This window comes from Blautia massiliensis (ex Durand et al. 2017), assembly GCF_051861785.1.
GTDB lineage: Bacteria > Bacillota > Clostridia > Lachnospirales > Lachnospiraceae > Blautia_A > Blautia_A luti_A.
The window spans coordinates 147,309-172,954 of sequence record NZ_CP146725.1 but is presented as its reverse complement, the minus strand read 5'-3'; the positions used below and the strand labels follow the sequence as shown (position 1 = coordinate 172,954).

Here is a 25,646-nt window from a genome sequence, read left to right as displayed (position 1 = left end):
ACCTGACGGTAATATGCACATATCGAAAGGGGAAAGCCCCAAGGGAAAAACGAAAACACGGAGGAATTCACCATGAAAAAGCATTTGATCGACTTTCCAGAAAACAACATCAGCATTGAGAGTTTCTACGACCGACTCAGACCTTGCTACGACAGCATCATGCAGTTCGGTGATCGGGTTTTGGTTGCCCAGATGAACTGGAACGGCATGCTGGAGGGAGCGGTATACGGATTTGTGGAAGACCCAGAGGAAGGCAGGTCACCGATTGAGTGCCGACTGGAGCTTCTGAAGATTTCCGATGAGACCTACACGGATGCCGGTCACGCAATCGAGTGGTGCATCAAGAACGCACACTGAAAAAGGGCAGAGCTCCTTCGGGGGCTTTTGCTCGTAGTGGCGGATTTCTCCGGCGTGTAAATACACATAAATCCGACAAAAAGAGGTGCGTATGATCGTGCAGCATAGCCGCTTGCTATGTCCGGGCGGTGACGGTAATATACAGTCACAACGAAGGGAAAAGCCCTACGGAAAACAAAACACACGGAGGATACAGACCATGACGAACAAAGCAAAAACCTACCTCAAGAACATTCAGGAAGCCGACACCGAGAAGAAACTGATCGGCATCGAGAACGCCTTCAAGCAGGACATGACCCTCACCCTCGATGGACGGACGGCTTGCCACACAGTTGTACAGCACATGGCGGATATGGCGCTGGTCACCATCGAACTCGAACAAGAAGGCGAAATGCTCCAGTTCCACATTGGCGTTCTCCGCAAGCACGCCGTTGCCATCCAGCTCCTCGTGCATGATGTCCGTGAGGAAGCTCTCCGGGATCAGCGCGATCTCCAGATCACCCTCGTAGCCGGAGTTGTTATTCACGACATAGTAGGCGATGTTGTCCGCATAGAACGGTTCAATCTCGCCATTGGCATCCATAGAAAGACTGACGGCACCGGGGATGCGGACCGGCTTTGCATAGGTGACACTGCCATCTTCGTCAAAGGTTGCCTTGGCGTAATGGCAGTTTTTCAGGCCAAATTTGACCTTATTGCTTTGCTTCGACATAGATTATTCCTCCTATCGCCCTGCTTATACGGTCAGCTCATACAGGACTTCATACATCTTTTCGGTTTCGATCCAGACCTCACTTTTCTCATAATAGAGTTCATGTGAGGTCAGGACTTCTTCAATGCTTGCTTCCATATCCGGGTCTTTGTAGTCGGTGTAGACCTCGATGTCCAGCCGGTTGAAATGGTGATACACAAGGTTATCTGCACTGAAATTCTCGGCATTCGGATACAGGAAGCAGATAAACGGTGGATCAGGGCTCTCCCCTTCTGCGAAATGGTCATACGCATAAGGAAGTCCCATCTCCTCCACCAGAGCTTTTACTTCTTCGTGGGTCATTGGTTTCTCCTATTTCAGTGCCTTTTCGATGAGGGACTGGAGCTGCTCGATACCGGCCTGTTCTGCCGGAGCAATATGGGGTCTTCCTGCCACACGACCGCCGCCGCGCTTGGCATGTCCCTTTTCCAGCAAATGTGCCAGCTGCCCCAGCTGATCGAACTGTGGGGTCTGAATGTGCAGACCGAGGTGGAATCCAGAAAAAACCTCGCAAAAGTGAGCGGGAAATGACCACCCCGCTCTTTCTGCTGCGCTGTGTACAGCTCGGTATCAGCATCGCCGACCTCGACCTGCTGACCATCGGGTTGGTCAATGATATGTTCACGGAGCGGCAGAACGACGACTATCCGTACAAAGAGCTGGCTTCGCAAAGTGATTTTGACAAATTTTGACAGAATAAAACTCGACGAGCGTGCATATATTAAACATGAAATAAGCACGCTCGTTTGATTTTACTTGACTATCGTGCTTATTTCGATTACAATATAAGCACGGAAGGACGGTGATTCTATGAATGAGATGACAAGATTAGTTCAAAATCATGATTACCTTACGCCGAGAATTGCGGGAAAATCTGGAATTTCAAAATTTAAGTTTTACAAATATGTCCGAGAAAACGGATTGGAGCCGGTCAGCCGTGGTGTTTATTCTACGGGAGCGGATTGGGTCGATGAGTTGTATGTGCTTCATAAGAGATGCCCGAATGCTGTTTTTTCACATGACGAGGCTTTTTATTATCATGGTCTGACAGACAGAGAACCGTTTGTCCACACACTTACCATATACAGCGGTTACAATGCACACCGGCTTACAGCGGATGGAAGTTGTAAAGTATATACGGTAAAACGGGAATTACTGGATGTCGGAAAGATTATTGTGAAAGACAATGACGGGAATATGATTCCAATGTATGACCTGGAACGAACAATTTGTGATCTGATGAGAAGCCGGAGCAGTATTGAAGCACAGGATTTCAATTCTGTTCTGAAGACATATGTTTCCAGAAGAGACAAGGACCTGAATCGACTTATGGAATATGCAAAGTTGTTTCGGGTTGATAATGTGATCCGCAGATATATGGGGGTATTATTGTAAAATGCAGCTGACACCTGAACAGGTTAAGGGAAGAATTAAGAATGTGGCAAAGGAAAACAAGGCAGATGCCAGAACGCTCATGCGAATCTACATGATGGAGCGTTTTCTTGAGAGAGTTGCCAATTCGCAGTATAAAGATAATTTTATCATCAAAGGCGGAATGCTGGTGACAGCAATGGTTGGCGTAGCATTGCGGTCCACGATGGATATCGATACGAGCATTAAAAATCAGAATCTGTCGGCAGAAGATGCAAAACGGATTGTGGATGATATCAAGGACATCGACCTTGGCGATGGAGTGACCTTTGAGGTTAAGGAAGTTTCCAATATCATGGATGAGATGGAGTATCCGGGTATCCGTTTTACCATGAATGCCGTGATGGGAAAACTTGTGACACCTATGAAAATTGATATTTCTACAGGAGATGTTATCACGCCAAGAGCAATCGAGTACAACTATAAATTGCTCTTGGATGACCGTTCCATCAGCCTTTGGTCGTATAATTTGGAAACAATTCTGGCAGAAAAACTTCAGACGGTCCTTGCAAGAGGTCTTTTGAATACCCGAATGAGAGACTTCTATGACATCAAGACCCTGCTTTCTATTTACGAGCAGGACATCGATGCTGATGTGTTGAAAAAGGCATTTGAGGCAACCTGTAAGAAAAGAAGCACCCAAAATCTGAAAGAGGAAGCACCCAAAATTATGGCTGCCGTCAGTAATGACGCACAGTTACATACACTTTGGAAGTCCTACCAGAAGAAATATTCGTATGCGGCTGATATCAGCTATGAGGATATTATGGAGAGCACAATGCTCTTATGGAGTAAAATTAAATAATCGGTAGCAACCCCGTTGGAGAAATCTGACGGGGTATTTTTATACCCATTTTTTAGCCTGTCTGCCCTGTGCAGATGGGCTTTTCTTATGCCCAAAAGGAGGTGGTTATTCAAATGGCATCCAGAATCCAGGGCATCACCGTTGAGATCGGCGGCGATACCACAAAGCTCTCCAAAGCACTGGAAAAAAATAAACATTTCTAAAGAATGTATAAACAAAACATAAACTGGCATCTTCATTGGTGTCAGTAAAAAAATAATGAAATACTTTAGAAAGTTAATTTAAAAAAGAAAATTGCTGGCCTGAGATAAGGAGAAAAGAGCAGGAGATTGATAAAGTCGTTATTTTACAGGAAAATGGAAGATTTAATGGATCATAATAACTTACTTAAAAATAGAGTAAGGAATAGACATAATAAAGAATATGTGTAATAATTATAGAGACAAAGATTTAAAGAGGTCAGATAGTTGAGTTAGAAGGGAGATCGCAGTGTTTCAAATAGTCTATTCAAAAAAAGCATTAAAATTTTTAAAGAAACAAGATATACCTACACGTAAAAGGATAGTAGCTGCAATTGATCGTCTCCCCGCTGAAGGAGATATAAAAAAGCTTCAAGGAGTGAATGGATATCGTCTTCGAGTAGGTACTTTTAGAGTATTATTTGATGTGAATGGAATTATTATAGATATTATAGATATTATAGACATTGGAAATCGTGGGCAGATTTATAAAGGAGTGTGATTATATGTCTAATGTGAAAGAACGAATTTTAGGTGCGGTTACAATTATGAGTGAAAAAGATGCAGAAAAAGTCTGGAATTTAATTCAGAGTGCATTTGCGCTTAGTAATGCAGAGGAAGTAGTTCCAGATGAAGAAGAGCTTGCTGCAATGAAGGCATATGCCGCCGGAGATCCAGAATATGAGCCGTCTCTTTCTAGAGATAGAGTTATGAAAGAATTAGGAATATAATTAGATCAACAGTGGCAATGCCATTAAGCTAGATGTTCGATAAAGTGTTCTTCCTAATTCTATGATTTGACATAAAAAGGAGCGTACTCCAACATGTGCAGATCTCTATCTCTAGAAGTACAGTGGTACAGTGGGGACAGGTACTCGAAACCAGGGATAAAAGTTCTGTGAAAAGATTATAAAGTAGTATCAGCGAAGCAATCAGTTAAATAAAATATTTTGGAAAAAAGGAGGAGGTTGTTTTATCGATCTGATCATCAGTGGACACACGCACTCAGAGCTGAAAGAGGCAATTCAGCATGGGAACACATATATCGTATCATGTGGCGAATACGGAAGCAATCTGGGATCACTTTCCATGACGCAGAAGCAGGACGGACGGTGGGAGCTGACATCCTATGCGCTGATCCCTGTTTCTGAGAAGATAAAACCGGACCAGGCGACACAGGAACAGATCGATGCCCTGATGGATACGGTGGATAAGAATTATCTTGCCGATTTCGGCTATACAAGGGAAGAGGTTCTTGCTGAAAATGATGTTGAATTCAACAGTCTGGAAGAAATGGGCACGAAGCACGAAGAGTTGAATCTTGGTGATATCATGTCCGATGCATACATATATGCAGTGGAGAATTCCGAGTATTATGATGGTGATCCGGTTGATGTAGCCGTTGTTCCAAGCGGAACTGTAAGGGATACATACACAAAGGGTGATATTACAGTAGAGGATGTTTTTAATTCCTTCTCACTGGGAATCGGAAAGGATGGTGTTGCCGGATATCCGCTGATCAGTGCATATCTGACCGGAAAGGAGCTAAAGCTGGCAGCAGAGGTGGACGCTTCTTACAGATGGAGACGGAATTGCCAATGTGCCGGAATATTATGAGACAACACATGGACGTAAGGTTGTGGAGGACAGCAGAAATATCATTGATCTGGTGAAGCAGCCGAATAAGTTTTCAGCGATGATCGCAGGTGTTTGTCTGATCTTTGTTGTGATCATTGTGCTTGTGGTATTTCTGATCCGAAGGATGATCCGCAGGATCAGAGTAAGAAAAGAAAAGAGAAATTCGAAATAAATATATGGCTGTGCAGAAAGCTGTCGCTTAAGCGGTTGATAGATCGCAAAGTGGCAGCTTTTATTTGTGGCAGCGTTACTGTCCAGCTAACCTCTGAATAGTAACCGTCTGCGGACATCTTTTTTCAGGGGTTTTGTTAAGACTTCACAACCATAACAAAGTGTGATAAGATTTATATATCTTGCGACTGAAAGATATGTTTCAGGATAATCCGGTGGATATATGTAAGCTAATACTGTTTAAGAAGTGGAATAAAGGGGATGAGAAGAAATGACGGAAACTGAGAAGAGAGAAGAAATACTTGCTACATTACAGAGAAATCCGGATCCGGAACATCTGTGGGAATGTATTATTGCTTTTCAGGATTATCATTTTGAGACAATTTCCGGTTTGCCGTTTACTTATCAGCTGAAAAGAGGAAGAAACGGGGAATTAACAAAAGAACTATGGATCGACCGCAGAAAAAACAGCAAGAGTCTGGCATGGAGTTCCATTTTAAAAGCATTCGAAAAGACGGAAGGCAAACCCGTGGTGTCCCGGCCCAAAGCGCTGGGAGATATCAGGGGTGTATCCTATCTGTATGGAATATTTTATAAGTTTGGGTTGATAGATGTCCCGGATGATTTGTTGAAAAAGTATCAAAAATAGCGGATTTTATGCGAAAGTAGACAAAAATTACATTTACGCATTGTGAAATATGTGCTATACTAAGACCTGAATAATTCATGACGGTAAAGCGTAAGATTATATTTACCTTTGTGTCAGAAAATACTTGAGGAGAGAGGTTATGGAAAAAGCAGTGAAGAACCTTCAGAATAATAAGAAGTCATCAGATGTCGTGGTCCAGCCGACACAGAATCCGAATGATGTCATTGATCTGAAAGAATTATTCTGGGTTTTGGTTGGCAGATGGAAGATGATATTTCTGGCCATGCTCATCGGGGCGTTGCTGGCAGGATTATATCATACTTTTCTTGTGAAGCCATCTTATCAGGCGGATGCATCCATTTTTATCACAAGTGACGAGTCTGTAATATCAGTGGCAGGTCTTCAGGTCAGTTCGGAACTGACAGCTGATTATACAAGAATTGTAAAGAGCCGTAATGTTCTGAAGCAGGTAATCAAAGATCTGGATCTGGATATGAATTACAGACAGCTTGGAGAACTGGTCAATATTACAAATCCGGATGATTCCCATATTATTACGATCACGGTAACCTGTGGTGATATTGAATTGTGCAGAGATATTGCGAATTCATTGTTAAATATTGGAATCGACCGTATTTATCAGGTGATCAGAAACAGCGAACCGACTGTAATTGATTATTCAGAAGCCCAGGCTGTGGAGCAGGTCAGCAAAGGTCTTGGAAAGACTGTAATGATGGGTGCAATGTTTGGAATCGTACTTGCAGGCGGATTGATCATTGTAAGATTCCTGACAGATACAACACTGAAAACAGAGGATGACATCAGAAAGAACCTTCATATGCCGGTGCTTTCTGTAATTCCTTATTACGAGGGGAAGAAAGAGTAAGCAATGAATACAGATGACAGGATGAGAGAACTGTTCGACGATCTGGTTCGGGAGAACAGACCGATGGGACAGCAGAAAGAGATTATTAAACCGAAGATACCCAAGGTACCTTTTGCTGTGGAAGAAGCAGTCAATATTCTCAGAGGTAACATACAGCTCAGTGGCAACAATATTAAGACTGTTGCCATTACCAGCGCTCTTGCTCACGAGGGCAAATCTTCAATAGCATTTCGTTTGGCGAAGAGCATGGCCAGTCTGGAGAAAAGAGTGTTGTATCTGGATGCGGATATCCGTAATTCCAGTACTTTAATAAGGTTCGATATTCCAGGTGAAAAAGTAGGACTTAGTGAGTACCTTTGCGGCAATGCTACAAAAGAGAAGATTATCTTTCATACAGATGATCCCTGGATGGACATCTTGTTTACAGGAGCTGTGGCTCCGAACCCAAGTGCTCTTGTTTCGGGTCCGCTGTTTAAAGAACTGATTGCATTTGCCAGAAGCGTCTATGATTATATTATTGTGGATACACCTCCGCTTAATCTTGTAATTGACGGACTTCTGATTGCGAAAAACTGTGATGGAACTGTTCTTGTTGTTGAGAGTGGGCTTACAGAACGGGCACAGGCAGATAAGGCAGCACGGCAGATGGAATATGCAGGTATTCGGGTTCTGGGAGCTGTGTTGAATAAGGCGCAGGTTTCTAGAGGACGTTATGGTTATGGTTACGGATATGACTATGGATATGGTTATGGCGAGAAACGTAATTCAGAAAGCAGTGCAAAACGTGGAAAGAAGAAGTAGGCATCATCAGGGAAGAAGACGGAAACCATGCAGGAATCAGGTTGTGGTAAGTATCCTGGTATGTGTTTGCATATTAGCTGTGGCAGGGATTTTTATTTATAAAGAAATGCAGAGTCAGAAAGCTATGCAGATATCAGCAGGTAATTCCCACAATGTAGGCAGTGGATTTCGAAATATCACATATAATGGTGAGAAATATGAATATAACAACCGGATAACGACTATTCTGTATGCCGGTGTTGATTCCGATGGAAAGATGGAAGCTACATCACAGTATGGTGATAAGGCAAGAGCAGACAGCGTTAATCTGGTGGTCATGGATGAGAAAAAAAAGAAAATGACCATTGTTTCCATAAACAGAGATACCATGACACAGATTCGAAGATACAGTATGAGTGGAAATGATCAGGGATTATACACTACACATCTTGGCTATGCTTATACATATGGAGATGGTGGCGATGTAAGCTGTGAGAGTTTATGCGAGGCGGTTTCACTTCTGTTCGGTGAGATTCCGGTCAACCGTTATATTGTAACAAATCAGGATTCTATGCCGTATATTAATAATCTTGTAGATGGTGTGACAGTCACTGTTCCGAATAATGATCTTTCGGATCAGTATCCGGAGTTTTACGAGGGAAATCAGGTTACTTTGGATGACAGTAATATCCGTGATTTTCTTCAGCATCGAGATACAGACACAGAGTTCAGCAATGAGGGACGTATAGAACGTCAGAAAGTCTATATGTCTGCATATGTTGATAAGATCAAATCTCTGGACGAGAGTAAGCTGGAGGATATATGGAATTCGTTGGATTCCATGAAAGATTATCTTCAGACGAATATCACCAGAAATCAGTATCTGAAATTTATCAAGCTGATCAGAAAAGTTGATTTCTCGGATGAGGATATTATTCAGCTCTCAGGTTCTGATAAGGAGGGAGAAATTCATGATGAGTTTTATCCCGATGAAACTGAATTAAAAAAGCTGATCATTCAGCTTTTTTATGAAAAAGTATAAATAATCCTATGTATAAAAAAGAGGAGGAATTATTATGAAACGGAAATTGTTATTGGCTCTGATTGCAGCAATGACTGTCAGCATGTCTGTTCCGGTATTTGCAGCTCCAAGTATCGGCCAGTATGTTGAGAAGACAACAAAAAATACAACAGGTCTCAGTGGTAGCCAGAAACTGGTTGTAGAGAATCTGGATACCAGTATTGTTAAAAATGAAACAGCGAAAGCAGCTATTGATGAATTTTCTAACTCTAATGAGAAGAATAAACTGGAAAAACTTCTTGTAGATCTTGGAGTAGATACAACGAAACCGGTGCCAACAGATAATGGAGGCACTGCTTCTCCTGTTTACTATGAGCCTGCAACACCTGCTTTTAATCTTGCAATATCTGAAACTGATAAACTTAAGTATGAGCTGACTGGTTCTATTACAACAACTCTTACAGTTGAGTCGCTGAAAGGCAAAGACAAAGATAATATCCTGATCATGGTTACTGATGCTGATGGAAAAGTTCATTATATTACTCCTGATGCTCTTGATCCGGAAACAGGCGAACTTACAGCAACATTCACTGCTCTTGGTACAGTTATAATTCTTGAGAAAGCGCCGATTGTATCAAAGAATTTAGAGTCAGATAAGTATGAAAATGAGAAGGTTAAGGCAGCTGCTGAGCAGTTTAAATCTGCAGAAGAGGGAACTGCTGTATCTGACATTTTTGCAGCCGCCGGTGTTGAAGGTACAACTGTTAAAGATCAGAATGGTGAGGATGTAGACATTTCTCAGTATAAAACATGCGGAAGTCTGGCAGAAGTTGCCATGAAACTTGGTGATGAGTATTTTACAAATGCAGAGTGCCAGTTTGAAGGTACTGTTCAGATGGATCTTGAACAGGTAGATTATAAAGCACTTCTGAAGAGTGCAGGTATTGATGAGAATACATCGGATGAGGATCTTCTTAATGTAGAAGAATTTGAAGCGCCAGATTATGTACTTGCACAGCTGAACGCAGTAAGCGGTGAAGCATCTGTATCTACAGGGCTCAAGTTTGGCTTTGAGAAAGTTGAAGGATCTGACAGGCCTGTTCTTGTAATCAAAGGTACATTTAATGGCCTTGGACCTGTTGCACTTGCTTCCAAAGCAGAATAACAGAAACTAAAGGATGGGATATTAGATGTCAAATCACAGACACAGAAGAAGCTTTTTTTCGACCTTTGGTTACTATGTCATAGTAATTGCCATTGTGGTCTGCCTTGTGTTCATTGTAAAGCATAATCGTTCACAGCAGGCAGAACGTGATGCATATAAAGAAGAACTTTCCAAGAATGAAACAGAAGAAGATCTTGGAGATATCAGCATAACAATACCGACTGATGCGCCGGATAATGCAGCTGGAAAAGATACGACCTCTTCCAGTGATAAGTCTTCAAATACTGATTCAGCAGATTCTGGATCAGATTCAGAAAAGTGAGAATAAGATGTAAATGAAGGCAGTTTTGCAGTACTTTGAACAAGGTATTGCAAAACTGCTTTTTGTCTGGAATATATAAATCAGTCTTTGGAATTTTTTTTATTTCTGTAATAATATTTTGTTGTAATATGGAAATTGATGTGGCATAATAAATGGGAAAATGTTAAAAATAAGAAAAATCCAGATTAAGGAAATGTAAAGTTGCATTTTCAGGATAACATGGCTCCTGACAGATTATGACAGGAAGCGAGTATGACAAAGGAGAAAATTATGGCAATTTTTTCAATGATCTTATCTTTGTTGTGTGGAGTATCATTATTTCTATTTGGTATGTCCCTAATGGGCGATGGTCTGAAGCTGGCAGCAGGGAATAAGCTGGAAGCATTTCTTTATAAGATGACCAATACTCCGCTGAAGGGTGTCGCACTTGGTACTGGTGTTACCAGTGTGATCCAGTCGTCTTCTGCGACGACGGTTATGGTGATTGGTTTCGTAAACTCCGGTATGATGAAGCTGAAACAGGCGATCGGTATTATCATGGGAGCCAATATCGGAACCAGTATCACAGGCTGGATCTTATGTCTTTCTTATATTGAAGGATCCAATGGAATCGCAAGTATTCTTTCCACAGCAACAATCTCAGCTGTTGTGGCTGTAGTTGGTATTATTTTCCGCATGTTCTGTAAGCGAACCTTACATAAGAATATTGGAAATATCATGCTTGGTTTTGCCATTCTGATGACCGGAATGCAGATGATGAGCGGTGCGGTTTCTCCGCTGCGTGAGAGTCCTGTATTTATCAAGATGCTTACGATGTTTTCCAACCCGATCGCCGGTATTCTTGTTGGTATTGCTTTTACAGCTGTACTTCAGAGTGCTTCTGCGACAGTCGGTGTGCTGCAGGCGCTTTCTGTAACAGGAATCCTGACATTTGCCAGTGCATTTCCGATTGTTCTTGGTATTGGTGTTGGTGCTGCATGTCCGGTTCTGATCTCAGCGGTCGGAGCTAATAAGAATGGTAAAAGAACAGCACTTGTATATCTGATCAATGACCTTTTCGGATTGATTCTGTGGTCCGTAGTCTTTTATACAGCTAATGCGATCGTACATTTTACATTTATGGATATGACCATGACACCGGTAGCGATTGCTCTCTTAAATACAGTATTCCGTGTGGCTACGGTTATTGTGCTGTTTCCGTTTATCCCGAAGGTCGAGAAGCTGGTATGCTGGCTTGTTAAAGATAACCAGGAAGATCTGGAGGATGAGGCTGATTTTGATCTTCTTGAGGAGCGTCTTCTTAATTATCCTGCTCTTGCGATCGCGCAGTGTCACCGTGTGATGAACGGTATGTCCAAGAAGCTTCGCAAAAATGTCAACAGGGCGATGAATCTTCTGAATGATTATCAGCAGGATAAATATGATAAGGTTCAGCGTAAGGAAGATCTGATCGATAAATATGAGAGCCGTCTTGGCGAGTATCTGATCCAGCTTACAAAGCGTGAGATGAATACTGCACAGACAAGACAGGCTTCCCTGTATCTGCATACGATCAATGACTTTGAGCGTATCGGTGATCATGCTTCTTATATTGCTCATATGTCCAATGAAATGCATGATAACCATACGAATTTTTCACAGGAAGCCTGGGATGAGCTGAATGTTGTTATGGAGGCAGTTCGTGAGGATATCAATATAACCTGCAATGCTTTCATGAAAGACGATAAAGAAATGGCACAGAGAGTAGCACCTCTCGGAGCTGTGATCACAGGACTTTGTGATGTACTGAAGATGCGTCATGCAGAGCGACTGAGCCAGGGCAAATGCGGACTGGAAGAGGGAACGGTATTTAGTGATATCCTCAACAGTTTCTGTCGTATCGCAACTCACTGTGCAAGTGCTATGGTGGCACTTATGAAGAGCGGAGAGACAGGATCTGATCTTCATATTCACGATTCCAAGATCTATCCCACAAACAGTGCGGACTACTACCAGTATTTCAGGGAATACGGACAGAAATATGATATTGGAAACCAGGAAGGCCATATGCTCAGCATGGAGCCGGAAGAAGTAGAATAAGAAATGAAAAAGAAGGGGCTGATTATTGACAGCCTCTTCTTTTTTATTTCTACCATGGGTATTTTCCCTTTTTGGCATAAGGTAGAAGTTTACCATCGAATTTGATGATGACACGATGATTTCCTTCTGCATCTTCGGTTACATCTACATCCAGTCCGAAATCGATTGCGCTCATGATTGCGTTTCCGCCCTGTTCGTGAATGATGTCTTTGATAGCAGGACCGTAGGTATCGATGACTTCGTGAAGTCTGTAAAGGATAGGATCTGTATTTCCTTTATAAGGATGACTATTGAGAAATGCTGTAGCAGAAGGACTGATCTTAAGGGCTTCTGCAAGTTTTACAGTATATTCTTCTGGCACATATTGCTGCCCTTCAAATACAGAAGCGAGCCATACTTTATTGACTCCTATGAGTTCAGCGAGTTGTTCGTAAGTCAGGCCGGAAGCTTTTTTTGCTGCTTTTAAAGCTTCCAGTTCGTCAGCATGTTCCAGTCGGGTAAGGTAATCGGCGTTATTCATTGGTGTCATAATAGATTCCTCCTTGGGTAATATTCTTAAATAAACTATATATAACAAAAAAAAACGAGATACCTTTAAGAGGTACCTCGTTGTACTGATATGATTATAGTTCAAAGAACAAAATATGTCAAGCCAGGTGGAAACATATAACACCTGGCTTTCTTTTGCAAAGAGATTCTGTTACAATAGCAGGATGAAAACAAGAAGACAGAACAGGAGAAAAATAACCATGTCAAATATCATAGAAATCACAGATTTCAACGCTTCGGAGCTGGATGTATATGCCAGGATCTCGGAGATACAGCTTTTGAACCGGGCAGAACCGGAGAAGGGGATCTTTATTGCGGAGAGCCCGAAGGTTATTGAGAGAGCTTTGGATTCCGGGTGCCAGCCGATTTCTTTTCTGGTGGAACATAAACATGTTGAGGGTGAGGCAAAAGAACTGATCCGTCGTTGTGGAGACATTCCGGTTTATACGGCAGAATTTGATGTGTTGACGCAGCTGACCGGATTCAAGCTGACAAGAGGAATGCTCTGTGCAATGCGCCGGCCGGCGCTTCCTGATATAGTCGATGTATGCAAAAATGCCCGCAGGATCGCAGTTCTGGAAAATGTGGTAAATCCTACTAATATAGGCGCGATCTTTCGTTCTGCGGCGGCTCTTGGGATGGATGCGGTGCTGCTGACACCGGGGTGCAGCAATCCATTGTACCGCCGTGCGATCCGTGTCAGCATGGGAACCGTATTCCAGATACCATGGACATTTTTTGATGAAAAAACAGAGTGGAAAACGGAAGGAATCCGGTCTCTGAAAGCGATGGGATTTAAGACGGCAGCCATGGCTCTTAGGGAGGATTCCTTTGATATTGAGGATCCTCATCTGATGGCAGAAGAAAAACTGGCAGTAGTTCTTGGAACAGAGGGGGATGGCCTTGCTTCGGAGACCATTGCGGACTGTGATTATACAGTATGTATTCCAATGGCACACGGCGTGGATTCACTGAATGTGGCGGCAGCCAGTGCAGTTGCATTTTGGCAGCTGGGAAAACGCTAAATATTTAAGAGAGTTCCCGTTTTTTATGATCTTGCATTCCGGTTTTCTTCTTCCATATCCATCAGATGAAAAGAAAGCAACAGATACAGGATCTCGTTTCTGTCTGTAAGATCTGAATCCAGAAAAGCTTTGATCTTATCCAGACGATAAAGAAGAGTACTTCTGTGGATAAATAAAGCGCTGGCAGTATGAGAAATGTTCTGGTTGTGCTCCAGAAAACAACGCAGTGTTTCATAGAGATGAGATTGCTTTGCCTCATCCTTATATTTCATTGACAGAAGCTTTTCGTGACAGATCATGTAAGCAGGAAGCTTTCTGGTTGCCTGTTCCAGAATATAGGGCAGAGCGATGGAGTCAAAATAGTGGATACTTTCTGCGGGATTTTTGCGTTTTCCAACCTGCAGGGTAACAGAAGCCTGCGTGTATTGCCGGTGGAAATTGAAATGTCCAAGCATCTTCCGGCTGTATCCGGCGCTTAACATGCTGCTTTTGATAAAGCCCTCGATCTTATCGGAAATCTCATGGATAGTCAGAGTGCAGAGATCCAGATTGATAAAAAGCACAGCATTGCCTTTATGTTCCGTGGCACAGGTGGCGGGAATTGTATTTTCCAGATAGTTACAGATGGCATTAAGGGTCAGATTTTTCTGGTCGATCAGTCCGGTCTGGATCAGGATGCATTGATACATATGGGAAGAAAGCCATCCCACATTTGTCAGCTGCTGACTGATTTTTACATAATCAGCTCCAGGATCTGTCAGAATGGACATAAAAATCTGATGCAGAGGAAAAGCTTTATCCCGGCTGTGCATGATACCTGTGGAAAGTGCATGGGATACCATCTGGGAAAGGTACTCCAGAACAAAACCAAACGTATCATCCAGGGGAACCTCACCTTCGGAAAACATCAGCCTGTATACTGCTTTATCATTATTGGAGATATTTACGCAAAGAGAAGGAGCAGTAAGGCCATTTCCCGGATAATAAAAATATCCGGTTTTATAAAAAGCCTCTTCGTAATGAGGATCCTGCTTCAGGCTGTCCACAATAGCCCAGGAATTTTCAGTGGAACCCAAAACAGAATTGGAAAGATCACTTAGATTCCAGTCTCTGGAGGCAATGATAGTAAAATCCATACCGATCAGCATTATTGGATTAGGAATAACGGAAGCTGTAAGATCCAGAAGCTCATGGATAGATGCGTTCCGGAGACGGGAATCCATCAGGGACTGATTCCACTGATCATAGAGGATAAAAATATCCTGAATCCTGTTAAAGACAATATCGACCGGAATATCTTCAGGGATGATACACATGTTTGGCTGAGTTAATTCGTAGTTCTGATAGATTTTTCCAATCATCAGGAACAGAATATTTTTGGGATGATGAAAAGTGAGCTGAAAATCCGGATCTGTGATAAGGTAAACACGTCCATCCTGAAGAGCGGTGTTCTTTTCAAAGCAGGAAGGGCAGGAAAGGGTGGGGGATGTATCCAGCCTGGATGTATGCATGGAAAATGATTTCTGTAGGTGATAGCATATGAGTTTTGCACTGAGTTTCAAGGAAAATCCTCCCTCCTATATTTTGTAGGAAAAAACAGGAATAATAGCCATATTATGTGGAATTGTGATTCTTTTGATTTACAGTATAATAGAATCATAAGGAAAAAACAAGTGCAGAAACAAGCCTTTTATATTGGGGTGTAGCGAAACAAGTGCGGAAAAAGGCTTTCCTGCATAATAACGTAGAGGAGGTGCGTTTATGTTAACAAAAAGACAAAATATGCTGGAAGTGATCCGTGGAGGAAAGCCAGATCGTTTTGTAAAACAGTATGAGGGACTGACATTTGTTCTGAATACTCCGTATCAGACGAAGTATCCGATGATGCCGGAAGGACCTGGTGCACCGACAGTAAAATGCGGATGGGGATATTATAATTCCTGGCCTGCAGGAACACCGGGAGCGTTTCCACTTCATGATCCGGAGCATCTGGTATGCCCGGATGTCTCAGAATGGAAAAAATATGTAAAGGCACCGGACATCAATTACACGGCAGAGGACTGGAAAGAATGCCAGGAGACAGTTGCCGGAATTGACCGGAATGAAACCATGGTTACTGCAATGGTCGCACCTGGAGTTTTTGAGATGTGCCATTATCTCTGTGAGATCCAGAATACCATGATCAATTTCTACGAAGAGCCGGAAGCTATGCATGAACTGATCGAATATATTACAGAGTGGGAATTGAAATGGGCAGAGCAGGTCTGCACCTATATGAAACCGGATGTTGTCTTCCATCATGATGACTGGGGAACACAGAAGTCTACATTTATCAGTGTGGATATGTTCCGTGAGTTCTTTATGGATTCTTACAAACGTATTTACGGATATTACCATGATCATGGTGTTGAACTGATCATCCACCATAATGACAGCTACAGTGCAACACTGGTTCCGACAATGATCGAGATGGGAATTGATGTATGGCAGGGCTGTATGTCTGTTAATGATCTTCCGAAGCTGATCAAAGAATATGGAAAAGATATCACATTTATGGGTGGTATCGATAACGGTAAAGTAGATCGCTTTGACTGGAATCAGGAAATGATCGAAGAGTCAACAGATCAGCTTTGCAGAGACTGTGGTAAGCTTTATTTTATTCCGTGCACCACTCATGGCCTGAATTTCTCATGTATCCCAGGTGTATATGAGGCAGTGGATAAGGAAATCGATAAAATGACAAAGGAAATGTTTTGATCGAAGCATAAGACTTATTAATAAGAAGTAAATAGAATAACAAAGGTCGGAAAAGCCTGCAAAACCCAGCAGAAAAGTGCTTTTCCGGCCTTTTTTTGTGAAATTCAGGAAAAAATAAATTTGTAAAGCAAAAACCCTTGACAGGTGTGGCGGAATCGTGTATGATAGCCAAGGTGATTACAGATGGAGAAATTTGTAGAGCAGACATTTTTATTTGATTTTTATGGAGAGCTTCTGACAGAGAGGCAGCGGCAGGTGTACACCAGTGTGGTATTTGAGGATTATTCCTTAAGTGAGGTTGCTGAGGAACTTGGCATCAGCAGACAGGGTGTGCATGATATGATCAGACGGTGCAATCGGACGTTGGAAGAATATGAAGAGAAGCTTCATCTGGTCGAGAAATTCCTGAACATCCGCAGTCAGGTCATAAAGATCCATGAACTGGCTGACAAGTACCACGCCGAAGATATTGCGGCGATTTCCAATGTGATATTAGAGGAGTTATGATCAATGGCATTTGAGAGTTTAACAGATAAACTGCAGAATGTATTTAAGAAGCTGAAGGGCAAGGGCCGTCTCACAGAGGCTGATGTCAAGGTGGCACTGAAGGAAGTTAAGATGGCGCTTCTGGAAGCGGATGTTAACTTTAAGGTCGTTAAGCAGTTTACGAAATCCGTTCAGGAAAAGGCTATCGGACAGGATGTTATGAATGGTCTGAATCCGGGACAGATGGTGATCAAGATCGTAAATGATGAGCTGGTCAACCTGATGGGAAGTGAGACAACAGAGCTTCCGATCAAACCGGGAATGGATCTTACCGTTCTTATGATGGTTGGTCTTCAGGGTGCAGGTAAGACAACGACGGTTGCCAAGCTGGCAGGCAAACTGAAATCCAAGGGAAAGAGCCCATTGCTTGCGGCCTGTGATGTTTACCGTCCGGCAGCGATCACACAGCTGCAGGTAAACGGTGAGAAACAGGGCGTCGAGGTCTTTTCCATGGGAGATAAGCAGAATCCTGTGGATATTGCAAAAGCAGCTATCGAGCATGCGAAATCCAATCAGCAGAATGTCGTGCTCATCGATACAGCAGGACGTCTTCACATTGATGAGGATATGATGCAGGAGCTTGAGAATATCAAAGCGAATGTGAATGTAGATGCTACAGTGCTTGTAGTTGATGCCATGACAGGACAGGATGCAGTAAATGTGGCGCAGAACTTTTCTGATAAAGTCGGCATTGATGGTGTGATCCTGACTAAGATGGACGGTGATACACGAGGCGGCGCTGCGCTTTCTATTAAAGCTGTGACCGGCAAACCGATCTTCTATGTTGGTATGGGAGAGAAGCTTTCTGATCTGGAACAGTTTTATCCGGAACGTATGGCTTCCAGGATCCTTGGAATGGGCGATGTAATGAGTCTGATCGAGAAGGTGGAAGCATCTGTGGATCAGGAACAGGCTCAGGAGATGCAAAAGAAGCTGAAGAAAATGGACTTCGACTTCAATGATTATCTTACCAGCATGGAGCAGATGAACAAGATGGGTGGTATTTCCAGTATCCTGAACATGCTTCCCGGAATGGGCGGTAAGATGAAGGATATCGAGGGTATGATCGATGAGAAGGCTATGGACCGTACCAAGTCCATCATTCTTTCCATGACACCTCAGGAGAGAAGTAACCCCAACATTTTGAACATCTCACGCAAGAACCGTATCGCCAGAGGCGCCGGAGTGGATATTACAGAAGTAAATCGTCTTGTGAAGCAGTTTGAGCAGAGCAAGAAGATGATGAAACAGATGCCGGGATTAACAGGCGGCAAGATGAATATGGGAAAAAGAGGCGGCTTTAAGCTTCCCTTTTAATAAATAACAATAAATTTTCAGAAAGATAATTGGAGGAAAACAAAAATGGCAGTTAAGATCAGATTAAGAAGAATGGGACAGAAGAAAGCACCTTTCTATAGAATCGTAGTAGCAGATTCCCGCTGCAAACGTGACGGAAGATGCATCGCAGAGATCGGAACATATGATCCGAATCTTGACCCAAGCGTATACAAAATCGATGAAGAGGCAGCAAAAAAATGGCTTGCAGCTGGTGCTCAGCCTACAGAGGTAGTTGCTAAGCTTCTTAAACTTGCCGGAATCGAGAAATAATACCTGACAGATTTGGATCTGTGGCCTCAATGAGGCAGGAGCAAGGAGGTATGTAATGAAACAACTTGTAGAAGTAATTGCAAAATCTCTTGTTGAAAATCCGGATGAAGTAGTCGTTACTGAGACTGAAAAAGACGACGCGATTGTTGTTGAACTGAAGGTCGGACCGGCCGATATGGGTAAGGTTATCGGAAGACAGGGCAGAATTGCCAAGGCAATCCGTACTGTTGTGAAAGCGGCTTCTTCAAAAAGCAGCAAAAAAGTGATTGTAGATATTCTGCAATGAAAAAGAGACAGGAGCTGTGGATTCCATGGCTCCTGTTTTTACTCTGAAAGGGAGCAAAAATGGAAGATTTATTAAAGGTAGGAGTTATTACAACGACCCATGGCGTCCGTGGTGAAGTAAAAGTTTTTCCCACAACGGATGACGCAGAGCGTTTTCTTGATATTGAATATGTGCTTCTGGATACAGGAAAAGAGCTTCGCAGACTGAATATTCAGAATGTAAAGTTTTTTAAAAATCTTGCGATCCTGAAGTTTGAAGGCATTGACAACATCAATGATATTGAAATGTATAAGGGCCGTGAGCTTTGGATCCCACGTGAAGAGGCACAGGAGCTTGGCGAGGACGAATATTATGTGGCGGATCTCATCGGAATGGAGGTACTTCTGGAGAATGGGGAGAAATTCGGAGTGCTCCGTGATGTGATGGAGACCGGCGCCAATGATGTTTATATTGTAGATCGTGTGGATGGCGAGGAAATCCTGCTTCCTGCGATCCATGACTGTGTTCTTGATGTGGATGTTGAAAAAAATACCATGACTGTACATTTGATGAAAGGGCTTGTCTAAATGAATTATCATGTACTTACATTATTTCCGGAAATGATCGAGAACGGAATGAACACAAGTATTACAGGCCGTGCCATTACAAAGGGACTGTTATCACTGGAAGCGATCAATATACGGGATTTTGCATTCAATAAGCACCAGAAGGTAGATGATTATCCTTATGGCGGCGGAGCCGGAATGCTGATGCAGGCGGAGCCGGTATATCTGTCTTATGAATCCATTGCAGAACGTATTGGAAGGAAACCCCGCGTGATCTTTCTGACTCCTCAGGGAAAAACCTTCAATCAGGATATGGCAAAAGAGTTTGCCCTGGAAGAAGACCTGGTTTTCCTCTGTGGTCATTATGAGGGAATTGATGAGCGTGTTCTGGAAGAAATCGTAACAGACTATGTTTCCATTGGTGATTATGTACTTACCGGTGGAGAACTTCCGGCTATGGTCATGATGGATTCTATTTCCAGAATGGTACCAGGTGTTCTGAATAATCAGGAATCCGGTGAGACGGAATCCTTTTCCGGGAATCTTCTGGAGTATCCCCAGTACAGCCGCCCGGAGGAATGGCATGGCAAAAAGGTTCCGGAGGTGCTGCTTTCCGGACACCATGCCAATGTGGATAAATGGAGAAGAGAGCAGTCTATCATCCGTACAGCCAAATGGAGGCCGGATCTTTTACCAAAGGCTGATCTGACCAACAAAGAGTGGAACGAGGTCCGCAGGCTTCGCAAACAGTGGAAAGAGGAAGTGGAAAAATAATTATGAAAACATCAGATTTTTATTATGATCTGCCGCAGGAACTGATCGCTCAGGATCCGCTGGAGGACAGAAGTTCTTCCAGACTGATGCATCTGTCCCTGAAAGATGGAAGTATCGAACATCGTCATTTTACCGATATACTGGATTACCTGCATAAGGGAGACTGTCTTGTGATCAATGATACCAAGGTTATCCCGGCACGTCTTTATGGTCACAAGGAAGAAACTGGAGCGCTGATCGAGATCCTGCTTCTGAAACGCCGCGAAAATGATATCTGGGAGTGTCTTGTAAAGCCGGGAAAAAAAGCACGTCCCGGTGCAAAGATCACTTTTGGTGACGGTATCCTGAAGGGTGAGATCCTTGATATTGTAGATGAGGGAAACCGTCTGATCCAGTTCCATTATGAGGGGATTTTCGAAGAGATCCTGGATCAGCTGGGAGAAATGCCGCTGCCGCCGTATATTACCCACAAGCTGAAGGATAAGAACCGTTATCAGACTGTATATGCAAAGAATGAGGGATCTGCTGCTGCACCTACCGCAGGACTTCACTTCACGCCGGAGCTTCTTGAGAAAGTAAAGGAGAAGGGTGTGAATATTGCACATGTAACTTTACATGTAGGTCTCGGAACCTTCCGCCCGGTAAAGGTAGATGATGTAGAAAAGCACCACATGCACTCGGAGTTTTATATTGTGGAAGAAGATCAGGCAAAACTGATCAATGATACAAAGAAAAACGGTGGAAGAGTGATTTCTGTGGGAACTACCAGCTGCCGTACCCTGGAGTCCGCAGCCGGAGAAGATGGAATCGTGAAGGCCGGAAGCGGATGGACAGAGATCTTTATCTATCCTGGATATAAATTCAAAGCTATCGATGGACTGATCACCAATTTCCATCTGCCGGAGTCAACGCTTCTGATGTTAGTTTCAGCCCTTGCCGGAAAAGAACATATTATGGCTGCTTATGAAGAAGCTGTGAAGGAAAGATATCGTTTCTTCAGTTTCGGGGATGCCATGATGATCGAATAAGATTTAAAATTACTTTTTATATAAATAATATCCCAACGGATCGCAGCATGGAAACATGCAGCGCAGGATCTGTTGGGATATTATTTTTTGTTATGCTATTTATTCTTCACTGTCAGAGCCTTCCGATGTAGCGGATGAAGAATCCGCGGAAGGAATCGCAGCACTGCATTCCTCTATCTTGGATTTGATCCTGGATGCCTCATCTCCGGATGCAGGAGTTGGCTGATAATTGTTGTAGCCATCTGCAGAAGAAATAGAGCAGGGAATGATATTGGTCACGTTATCAGCCTGTACGCCTTCTGAGGTGACAGTGAAGGTCTGCTGGAAGATCATGGTGTCCATATCACTTGGAGAACTGTTTCCTCCAAAACAGAAATTGCCAAGACTGTAGACGATGTTTTTTCCTTTATAGGTTTCGATTCCCTGGAGTACATGCGGATGATGGCCACATACCAGATCTGCACCTTCATCGATAGCAAGACGGCCAAGGGTCATCTGATTGGTATCGGGAACTGTTTCGGTCTCATTGCCCCAGTGGAAGATCACAACTATAAGCTCTGCTCCATCTGCTTTGACCTTTGCGATATTATCTTTCAGCTGCTGTTCGCGCCCAAGATGATCCTTCAGCTCATAAATTCCGACAAGACCAACTTTGATTCCCTTGATGTCCATAACTGCAGTATCATCATAACCGAAGTGAGTAATGCCTGCATTATCCAGAGCAGTCAGAGTATCCGTGTAGCCTTGCTCTCCGTAATCATGGCTGTGATTGTTTGCAGTGTTTACGGCTTCAACGGAACCGCTGGTGAGTATCTGAGCATATTCGGCAGGTCCTTTAAATGCAAAGGTTTTATCTTCTCTGGCATCGGAATCGGTGAGGGTTCCTTCAAAATTGGCAATTGTCAGGTCATCTGCCTCAAAGATGCTTTTTACATTTTTAAAGAAATAATCTTTGCCGTTGTTATCGTAGTATGCGTTCAGACTTGTGTCATAATCAAAGGTCTCATCGGTACCCAACGTGCAGTCCCCGACTACGCTGAGCGTCAGTGAAACGGGATCTTTCACAGCAGCATCTTCTTTTGCCTTTTTTGCGGCCTCCTCTTCCTGGGCCTTCTGCAAAGCGGCGGCTTCTGCAGCTTTCCGGGAAGAAATGCATGCACGTGCGGAAAAAATGATCACAAGAACAAGTATGATCAGGATCCCGCCAGCTGCAAGAAACATTTTCTGACGGCGTACCTGGTAATATCTGGATTTTTTGCTGATGTCATTCCTGCGAGTCCCAGTGGAATGTGAACGGGAATTACGGGATGCAGAACCAGAATGCTTCCGCCGTGTTTCCCGTGCTCTGGCGGATTCTCTGCGTGCCTGCTCCGGATCATGGCCATGAGGCGGCCGCCTTCGATTGTCGTTTGCCATTCTATTTCTCCTTCGTATGTAAAGATATCTTTATTATAAAAAGAATGGTAAGTATTGTAAAGAAAGAATCGAGGACTTTTCAGAAAAAGAAGTTTTTGATATAATAATTAGGCCAAAAGGCAGAAATATAAACTACAGGGAGATGGTGCTGATATGATATTATATATCGGAAATCATACAAGTTCGTCCAAAGGCTATGTTGCCATGGGGCGTCAGATGCTGAAAAACGGTGGAAACACGTTCGCTTTTTTTACCCGCAATCCCAGAGGAGGCAAGGCAAAAGAGATTGATCCTGCAGATGTGGAAAGATTTCTGGAGCTTTCCAGGGAAAATCATTTTGGAAAGCTGGTGGCACATGCACCGTATACCATGAATGCCTGTGCCGCAAAAGAAAATCTGAGAGATTTTGCAAGAGAGATCATGGCAGATGATCTGAAACGTATGGAATATACACCGGGAAATTATTATAATTTTCACCCGGGCAGTCATGTAGGGCAGGGAACCGAGACGGGAATTACCAAAATTGCGGAAATCCTCAATGATGTCCTTACAGAAGAACAGAGTACGACCGTCCTTCTGGAAACTATGTCCGGCAAGGGTTCAGAAGTAGGAGCAACGTTTCAGGAGCTTCGTGATATCATTGACAGGGTGGAAAAAAATAATAAACTGGGTGTCTGCCTGGATACCTGTCATGTATGGGATGGCGGTTATGATATTGTCCATGATCTGGATGGTGTTCTTGATGAGTTTGACCGGGTGATCGGCCTTTCCAGATTGAAGGCTGTTCATCTTAACGACAGTATAAACGGACTGGGCAGTCATAAGGATCGTCATGCAAAGATCGGCGAAGGCCAGATCGGCCTGGATGCACTTGTGAATGTGGTGTGCCATCCGGCTCTTGAGGGAATTCCCTTTATTCTGGAGACACCAAATGATGATGAAGGATGGAAAAGAGAAATTTCACTTTTACGAGAACGATATTCCATGAAAGGAGATTGATCCATGAAAAAGTTCAGATATTTTATCCTGGTGGTTACGGGGGTGGCGGCAGTGATGCTGGGAGGCTGCAAAGATAAGGAAAAATACGACGAATCCGCTTTTCAGGATGACCTGGAACCTCTGAGTGAGGATGAAGTGGAGGCCATGGACCAGAATGGTGACGATGAGATGGCAGTAGCTGATGAAAGCGACCTGGAGCAGCAGCAGGATTCTGAAAATGCTGCAGGAGCAGGAGATACAGATGGGTCCGATTCATCGGATGCAGCAGACTCGCAGAGCGAAAAGAAACTGGATGAAAATGGCACTTATACAGATAAAGATGAAGTGGCCCAGTATATTTATGAGTATGGCCATGTACCCTCCAATCTGACTGCTGCAGACTATGATAATGCAGACAGTATGCTTCCGGTAGAGGATGGCGTAACCTATCAGCAGTGCAGCCTTGATGATGCAGGGAAACAGAAGCTGATCTTCACTCAGGATGCAAAGCGCATTTATTACACAGACGATGACGGACAGTCTTTTGACGAGATCTATTAAAATCAAAAGAACAAAATAAAACCCCCGGATACAGATAAACGATCAGTATCCGGGGGATTTTGCATGTCAGGGCTGAGACTGATCAGTGGACCAGATTTTTCATTTCAGCTCCATCCATAAAAGCTTTTGCGTTTTCCAGGGTTGTCTCCGCAATATTGGTCAGTGCTTCTACCGTAAAGAATCCCTGATGTGAGGTCATGGTCACATTTGGGAAGGACAGAAGACGCTGTATCGTGGAAGTAGGAAGAATGCTGCTTGACATGTCTTCATATACATATGCAGATTCTTCTTCGTAAACATCCAGACCAACGGCGAAGAATTTGTGATCACGGATACCTGCGATCAGGTCATCGGTTTTGATCAGTCCGCCTCTGGAGGTATTTACAAGGATCACACCATCTTTCATTTTTGCAATCGTTTCGGAGTTGATCAGATGCTCTGTTTCCGGAGTCATCGGACAGTGCAGACTGATCAGATCACTGGTGGAAAGGAGTTCGTCCAGTGAAACATACTCCAGAAAGTCAAGATTTTTATTAGGGAAAAGATCATAAGCAATTACCTTCATGCCAAAGCCGCGGCAGATTTTTGCCATTGCCTGACCGATTTTTCCGGTGCCGATGATTCCGGCTGTTTTCTGATAAAAGTTAACGCCCATGAGACCGTTCAGTGCAAAGTTATTTTCACGGCATTTGATATATGCCTTGTGGGTGTGCCGGTTAGCGGTAAGAGCCAGTGCCATGGCGTGTTCGGCAACTGCTTCCGGAGAATAACCGGGAACACGTGCCACCTGGATCCCGCATTTTGCTGTAGTTTTCAGATCAACATTATTGTATCCGGCACAGCGCATCAGGATCAGTTTTACACCCTGGCGGTGAAGCTCCTCAATGACCGGTGCGCCGAGATCTGCATTTACAAATGCACAGATGGCATCGTAGCCGTGGGCAAGAGCTGCGGTTTCTTCATGGATATTTGCTTCAATGAATTTAATTTCAATGCCTGGATAAGATGGAAGCAGCTTCTCAAAAAATTCCCTATCGTAGCTCTTGGTGTCATAAAACAAAATTTTCATAATCGTTGCTCCTCTCTGGAAATAATTATTTTCCGAAAAAATAATACCATAATAGTAGGAATTTGGAAAGTGGGAAAAACGATAAAATTTATCAAAAAATGGTGTTATTTTGGAATTATGATATCCATGATAAATAAAAATTATACGAAATACAAAAAAGAGAGCATTTTATGCACTGTCATCTGATGGAACAGACGCTGTGATGCATGA

The 25,646-nt window shown here is 43.2% G+C and carries 31 protein-coding genes and 2 pseudogenes; 26 read left to right on the top strand and 7 right to left on the bottom strand.

Going from position 1 to position 25,646, the window contains the following annotated elements; all coding sequences use genetic code 11:
• Positions 1-72: 72 nt before the first annotated feature.
• The gene (locus tag V9W66_RS00935; protein WP_144095663.1) at positions 73-357 is read left to right on the top strand and encodes a hypothetical protein; all 285 of its coding nucleotides are present in this window, start codon (positions 73-75) and stop codon (positions 355-357) included.
• Positions 358-502: 145 nt separating this feature from the next.
• Here V9W66_RS00935 and V9W66_RS00930 read toward each other — a convergent pair whose 3' ends face one another.
• The 3 genes and pseudogenes from V9W66_RS00930 to V9W66_RS00920 all read right to left on the bottom strand — a co-directional run.
• Positions 503-1,069, bottom strand: a complete 567-nt coding sequence (locus V9W66_RS00930; protein WP_144095665.1) for a major tail protein — start codon at positions 1,067-1,069, stop codon at positions 503-505.
• 24 nt (positions 1,070-1,093) lie between these two features.
• Complete coding sequence (locus tag V9W66_RS00925; protein ID WP_144095667.1) at positions 1,094-1,411, bottom strand: hypothetical protein; 318 nt, start codon at positions 1,409-1,411, stop codon at positions 1,094-1,096.
• Between the two features lie 9 nt (positions 1,412-1,420).
• Positions 1,421-1,555 (bottom strand): annotated as a pseudogene (locus V9W66_RS00920) (HK97 gp10 family phage protein); the annotation flags it as partial.
• Between the two features lie 80 nt (positions 1,556-1,635).
• Here V9W66_RS00920 and V9W66_RS00915 point away from each other — a divergent pair.
• The 14 genes and pseudogenes from V9W66_RS00915 (at position 1,636) to V9W66_RS00850 (ending at position 12,294) form a co-directional block, all read left to right on the top strand.
• The gene (locus V9W66_RS00915) at positions 1,636-1,800 is read left to right on the top strand and encodes a hypothetical protein (protein WP_173769484.1); all 165 of its coding nucleotides are present in this window, start codon (positions 1,636-1,638) and stop codon (positions 1,798-1,800) included.
• Between the two features lie 118 nt (positions 1,801-1,918).
• Complete coding sequence (locus V9W66_RS00910) at positions 1,919-2,503, top strand: type IV toxin-antitoxin system AbiEi family antitoxin domain-containing protein (RefSeq protein ID WP_144095669.1); 585 nt, start codon at positions 1,919-1,921, stop codon at positions 2,501-2,503.
• Position 2,504: 1 nt separating this feature from the next.
• Positions 2,505-3,344, top strand: coding sequence for a nucleotidyl transferase AbiEii/AbiGii toxin family protein (locus V9W66_RS00905; protein WP_144095671.1), 840 nt, complete (start codon positions 2,505-2,507; stop codon positions 3,342-3,344).
• Between the two features lie 489 nt (positions 3,345-3,833).
• Positions 3,834-4,085, top strand: a complete 252-nt coding sequence (locus V9W66_RS00900; protein ID WP_144095673.1) for a type II toxin-antitoxin system RelE family toxin — start codon at positions 3,834-3,836, stop codon at positions 4,083-4,085.
• A gap of 4 nt (positions 4,086-4,089) precedes the next feature.
• Complete coding sequence (locus V9W66_RS00895; protein ID WP_144095677.1) at positions 4,090-4,314, top strand: hypothetical protein; 225 nt, start codon at positions 4,090-4,092, stop codon at positions 4,312-4,314.
• A 244-nt stretch (positions 4,315-4,558) separates the two neighbouring features.
• Positions 4,559-5,158: pseudogene (locus V9W66_RS00890) on the top strand (5'-nucleotidase C-terminal domain-containing protein); the annotation flags it as partial.
• Positions 5,159-5,183: 25 nt separating this feature from the next.
• Positions 5,184-5,393, top strand: a complete 210-nt coding sequence (locus V9W66_RS00885; protein WP_330575439.1) for a hypothetical protein — start codon at positions 5,184-5,186, stop codon at positions 5,391-5,393.
• Between the two features lie 270 nt (positions 5,394-5,663).
• A complete protein-coding gene (locus tag V9W66_RS00880) occupies positions 5,664-6,041 on the top strand; it encodes a hypothetical protein (RefSeq protein WP_144095679.1) in 378 nt (125 codons plus the stop codon).
• 139 nt (positions 6,042-6,180) lie between these two features.
• Positions 6,181-6,927, top strand: coding sequence for a YveK family protein (locus tag V9W66_RS00875; RefSeq protein WP_144095681.1), 747 nt, complete (start codon positions 6,181-6,183; stop codon positions 6,925-6,927).
• Positions 6,928-6,930: 3 nt separating this feature from the next.
• Positions 6,931-7,728, top strand: a complete 798-nt coding sequence (locus tag V9W66_RS00870) for a CpsD/CapB family tyrosine-protein kinase (RefSeq protein ID WP_144095683.1) — start codon at positions 6,931-6,933, stop codon at positions 7,726-7,728.
• A complete protein-coding gene (locus V9W66_RS00865) occupies positions 7,640-8,749 on the top strand; it encodes an LCP family glycopolymer transferase (RefSeq protein WP_144095685.1) in 1,110 nt (369 codons plus the stop codon). The genes V9W66_RS00870 and V9W66_RS00865 overlap by 89 nt, the downstream gene beginning before the upstream one ends.
• A gap of 34 nt (positions 8,750-8,783) precedes the next feature.
• The gene (locus V9W66_RS00860) at positions 8,784-9,893 is read left to right on the top strand and encodes a hypothetical protein (protein WP_144095687.1); all 1,110 of its coding nucleotides are present in this window, start codon (positions 8,784-8,786) and stop codon (positions 9,891-9,893) included.
• Between the two features lie 25 nt (positions 9,894-9,918).
• On the top strand, positions 9,919-10,215 hold the full coding sequence (locus V9W66_RS00855) for a hypothetical protein (RefSeq protein WP_118514568.1): 297 nt from the start codon (positions 9,919-9,921) through the stop codon (positions 10,213-10,215).
• A gap of 270 nt (positions 10,216-10,485) precedes the next feature.
• On the top strand, positions 10,486-12,294 hold the full coding sequence (locus tag V9W66_RS00850) for a Na/Pi cotransporter family protein (RefSeq protein WP_144095689.1): 1,809 nt from the start codon (positions 10,486-10,488) through the stop codon (positions 12,292-12,294).
• A gap of 49 nt (positions 12,295-12,343) precedes the next feature.
• Here the strand turns inward: V9W66_RS00850 and V9W66_RS00845 are convergent, their stop codons facing one another.
• Positions 12,344-12,823 (bottom strand): helix-turn-helix domain-containing protein, encoded by a 480-nt coding sequence (locus V9W66_RS00845; RefSeq protein WP_144095691.1) that lies wholly within the window; start codon positions 12,821-12,823, stop codon positions 12,344-12,346.
• Between the two features lie 220 nt (positions 12,824-13,043).
• Between V9W66_RS00845 and V9W66_RS00840 the strand changes: the two genes are divergently transcribed.
• Positions 13,044-13,868 (top strand): TrmH family RNA methyltransferase, encoded by an 825-nt coding sequence (locus tag V9W66_RS00840; RefSeq protein WP_144095693.1) that lies wholly within the window; start codon positions 13,044-13,046, stop codon positions 13,866-13,868.
• 23 nt (positions 13,869-13,891) lie between these two features.
• On the opposite strand, the gene V9W66_RS00835 is transcribed toward V9W66_RS00840, so the two are convergent.
• Positions 13,892-15,430, bottom strand: a complete 1,539-nt coding sequence (locus V9W66_RS00835; protein WP_144095695.1) for a PucR family transcriptional regulator — start codon at positions 15,428-15,430, stop codon at positions 13,892-13,894.
• Positions 15,431-15,629: 199 nt separating this feature from the next.
• Here V9W66_RS00835 and V9W66_RS00830 point away from each other — a divergent pair, with 199 nt between their 5' ends.
• From V9W66_RS00830 to queA, 8 genes are all read left to right on the top strand, one after another.
• Entirely contained in the window at positions 15,630-16,625 is a 996-nt protein-coding gene (locus tag V9W66_RS00830; protein ID WP_144095697.1) for a uroporphyrinogen decarboxylase family protein, read from the top strand.
• Between the two features lie 183 nt (positions 16,626-16,808).
• The gene (ylxM, locus tag V9W66_RS00825) at positions 16,809-17,132 is read left to right on the top strand and encodes a YlxM family DNA-binding protein (RefSeq protein WP_015525222.1); all 324 of its coding nucleotides are present in this window, start codon (positions 16,809-16,811) and stop codon (positions 17,130-17,132) included.
• Between the two features lie 3 nt (positions 17,133-17,135).
• The gene (gene ffh / locus V9W66_RS00820) at positions 17,136-18,488 is read left to right on the top strand and encodes a signal recognition particle protein (RefSeq protein ID WP_144095699.1); all 1,353 of its coding nucleotides are present in this window, start codon (positions 17,136-17,138) and stop codon (positions 18,486-18,488) included.
• A gap of 45 nt (positions 18,489-18,533) precedes the next feature.
• Positions 18,534-18,779 (top strand): 30S ribosomal protein S16, encoded by a 246-nt coding sequence (gene rpsP, locus V9W66_RS00815; RefSeq protein WP_015525220.1) that lies wholly within the window; start codon positions 18,534-18,536, stop codon positions 18,777-18,779.
• Positions 18,780-18,834: 55 nt separating this feature from the next.
• The gene (locus V9W66_RS00810; RefSeq protein ID WP_015525219.1) at positions 18,835-19,065 is read left to right on the top strand and encodes a KH domain-containing protein; all 231 of its coding nucleotides are present in this window, start codon (positions 18,835-18,837) and stop codon (positions 19,063-19,065) included.
• 59 nt (positions 19,066-19,124) lie between these two features.
• Complete coding sequence (gene rimM / locus V9W66_RS00805) at positions 19,125-19,631, top strand: ribosome maturation factor RimM (RefSeq protein ID WP_059085894.1); 507 nt, start codon at positions 19,125-19,127, stop codon at positions 19,629-19,631.
• Positions 19,632-20,384, top strand: coding sequence for a tRNA (guanosine(37)-N1)-methyltransferase TrmD (trmD, locus tag V9W66_RS00800; RefSeq protein WP_015525216.1), 753 nt, complete (start codon positions 19,632-19,634; stop codon positions 20,382-20,384).
• 2 nt (positions 20,385-20,386) lie between these two features.
• Positions 20,387-21,412, top strand: a complete 1,026-nt coding sequence (queA, locus tag V9W66_RS00795; RefSeq protein ID WP_144095701.1) for a tRNA preQ1(34) S-adenosylmethionine ribosyltransferase-isomerase QueA — start codon at positions 20,387-20,389, stop codon at positions 21,410-21,412.
• A gap of 99 nt (positions 21,413-21,511) precedes the next feature.
• Here the strand turns inward: queA and V9W66_RS00790 are convergent, their stop codons facing one another.
• Positions 21,512-22,828 carry a CapA family protein gene (locus V9W66_RS00790; RefSeq protein WP_144095704.1) on the bottom strand — a complete coding sequence of 439 codons (1,317 nt, stop codon included), beginning with the start codon at positions 22,826-22,828 and terminating at the stop codon, positions 21,512-21,514.
• Between the two features lie 153 nt (positions 22,829-22,981).
• Between V9W66_RS00790 and V9W66_RS00785 the strand changes: the two genes are divergently transcribed.
• Positions 22,982-23,827 (top strand): deoxyribonuclease IV, encoded by an 846-nt coding sequence (locus V9W66_RS00785; RefSeq protein WP_144095706.1) that lies wholly within the window; start codon positions 22,982-22,984, stop codon positions 23,825-23,827.
• 3 nt (positions 23,828-23,830) lie between these two features.
• Positions 23,831-24,367: a ribonuclease domain-containing protein gene (locus V9W66_RS00780; RefSeq protein WP_144095709.1), complete on the top strand. Its 537-nt coding sequence runs from the start codon at positions 23,831-23,833 to the stop codon at positions 24,365-24,367.
• 82 nt (positions 24,368-24,449) lie between these two features.
• Here V9W66_RS00780 and V9W66_RS00775 read toward each other — a convergent pair whose 3' ends face one another.
• Positions 24,450-25,436, bottom strand: coding sequence for a 2-hydroxyacid dehydrogenase (locus V9W66_RS00775; RefSeq protein WP_144095711.1), 987 nt, complete (start codon positions 25,434-25,436; stop codon positions 24,450-24,452).
• Positions 25,437-25,646 lie beyond the last annotated feature (210 nt).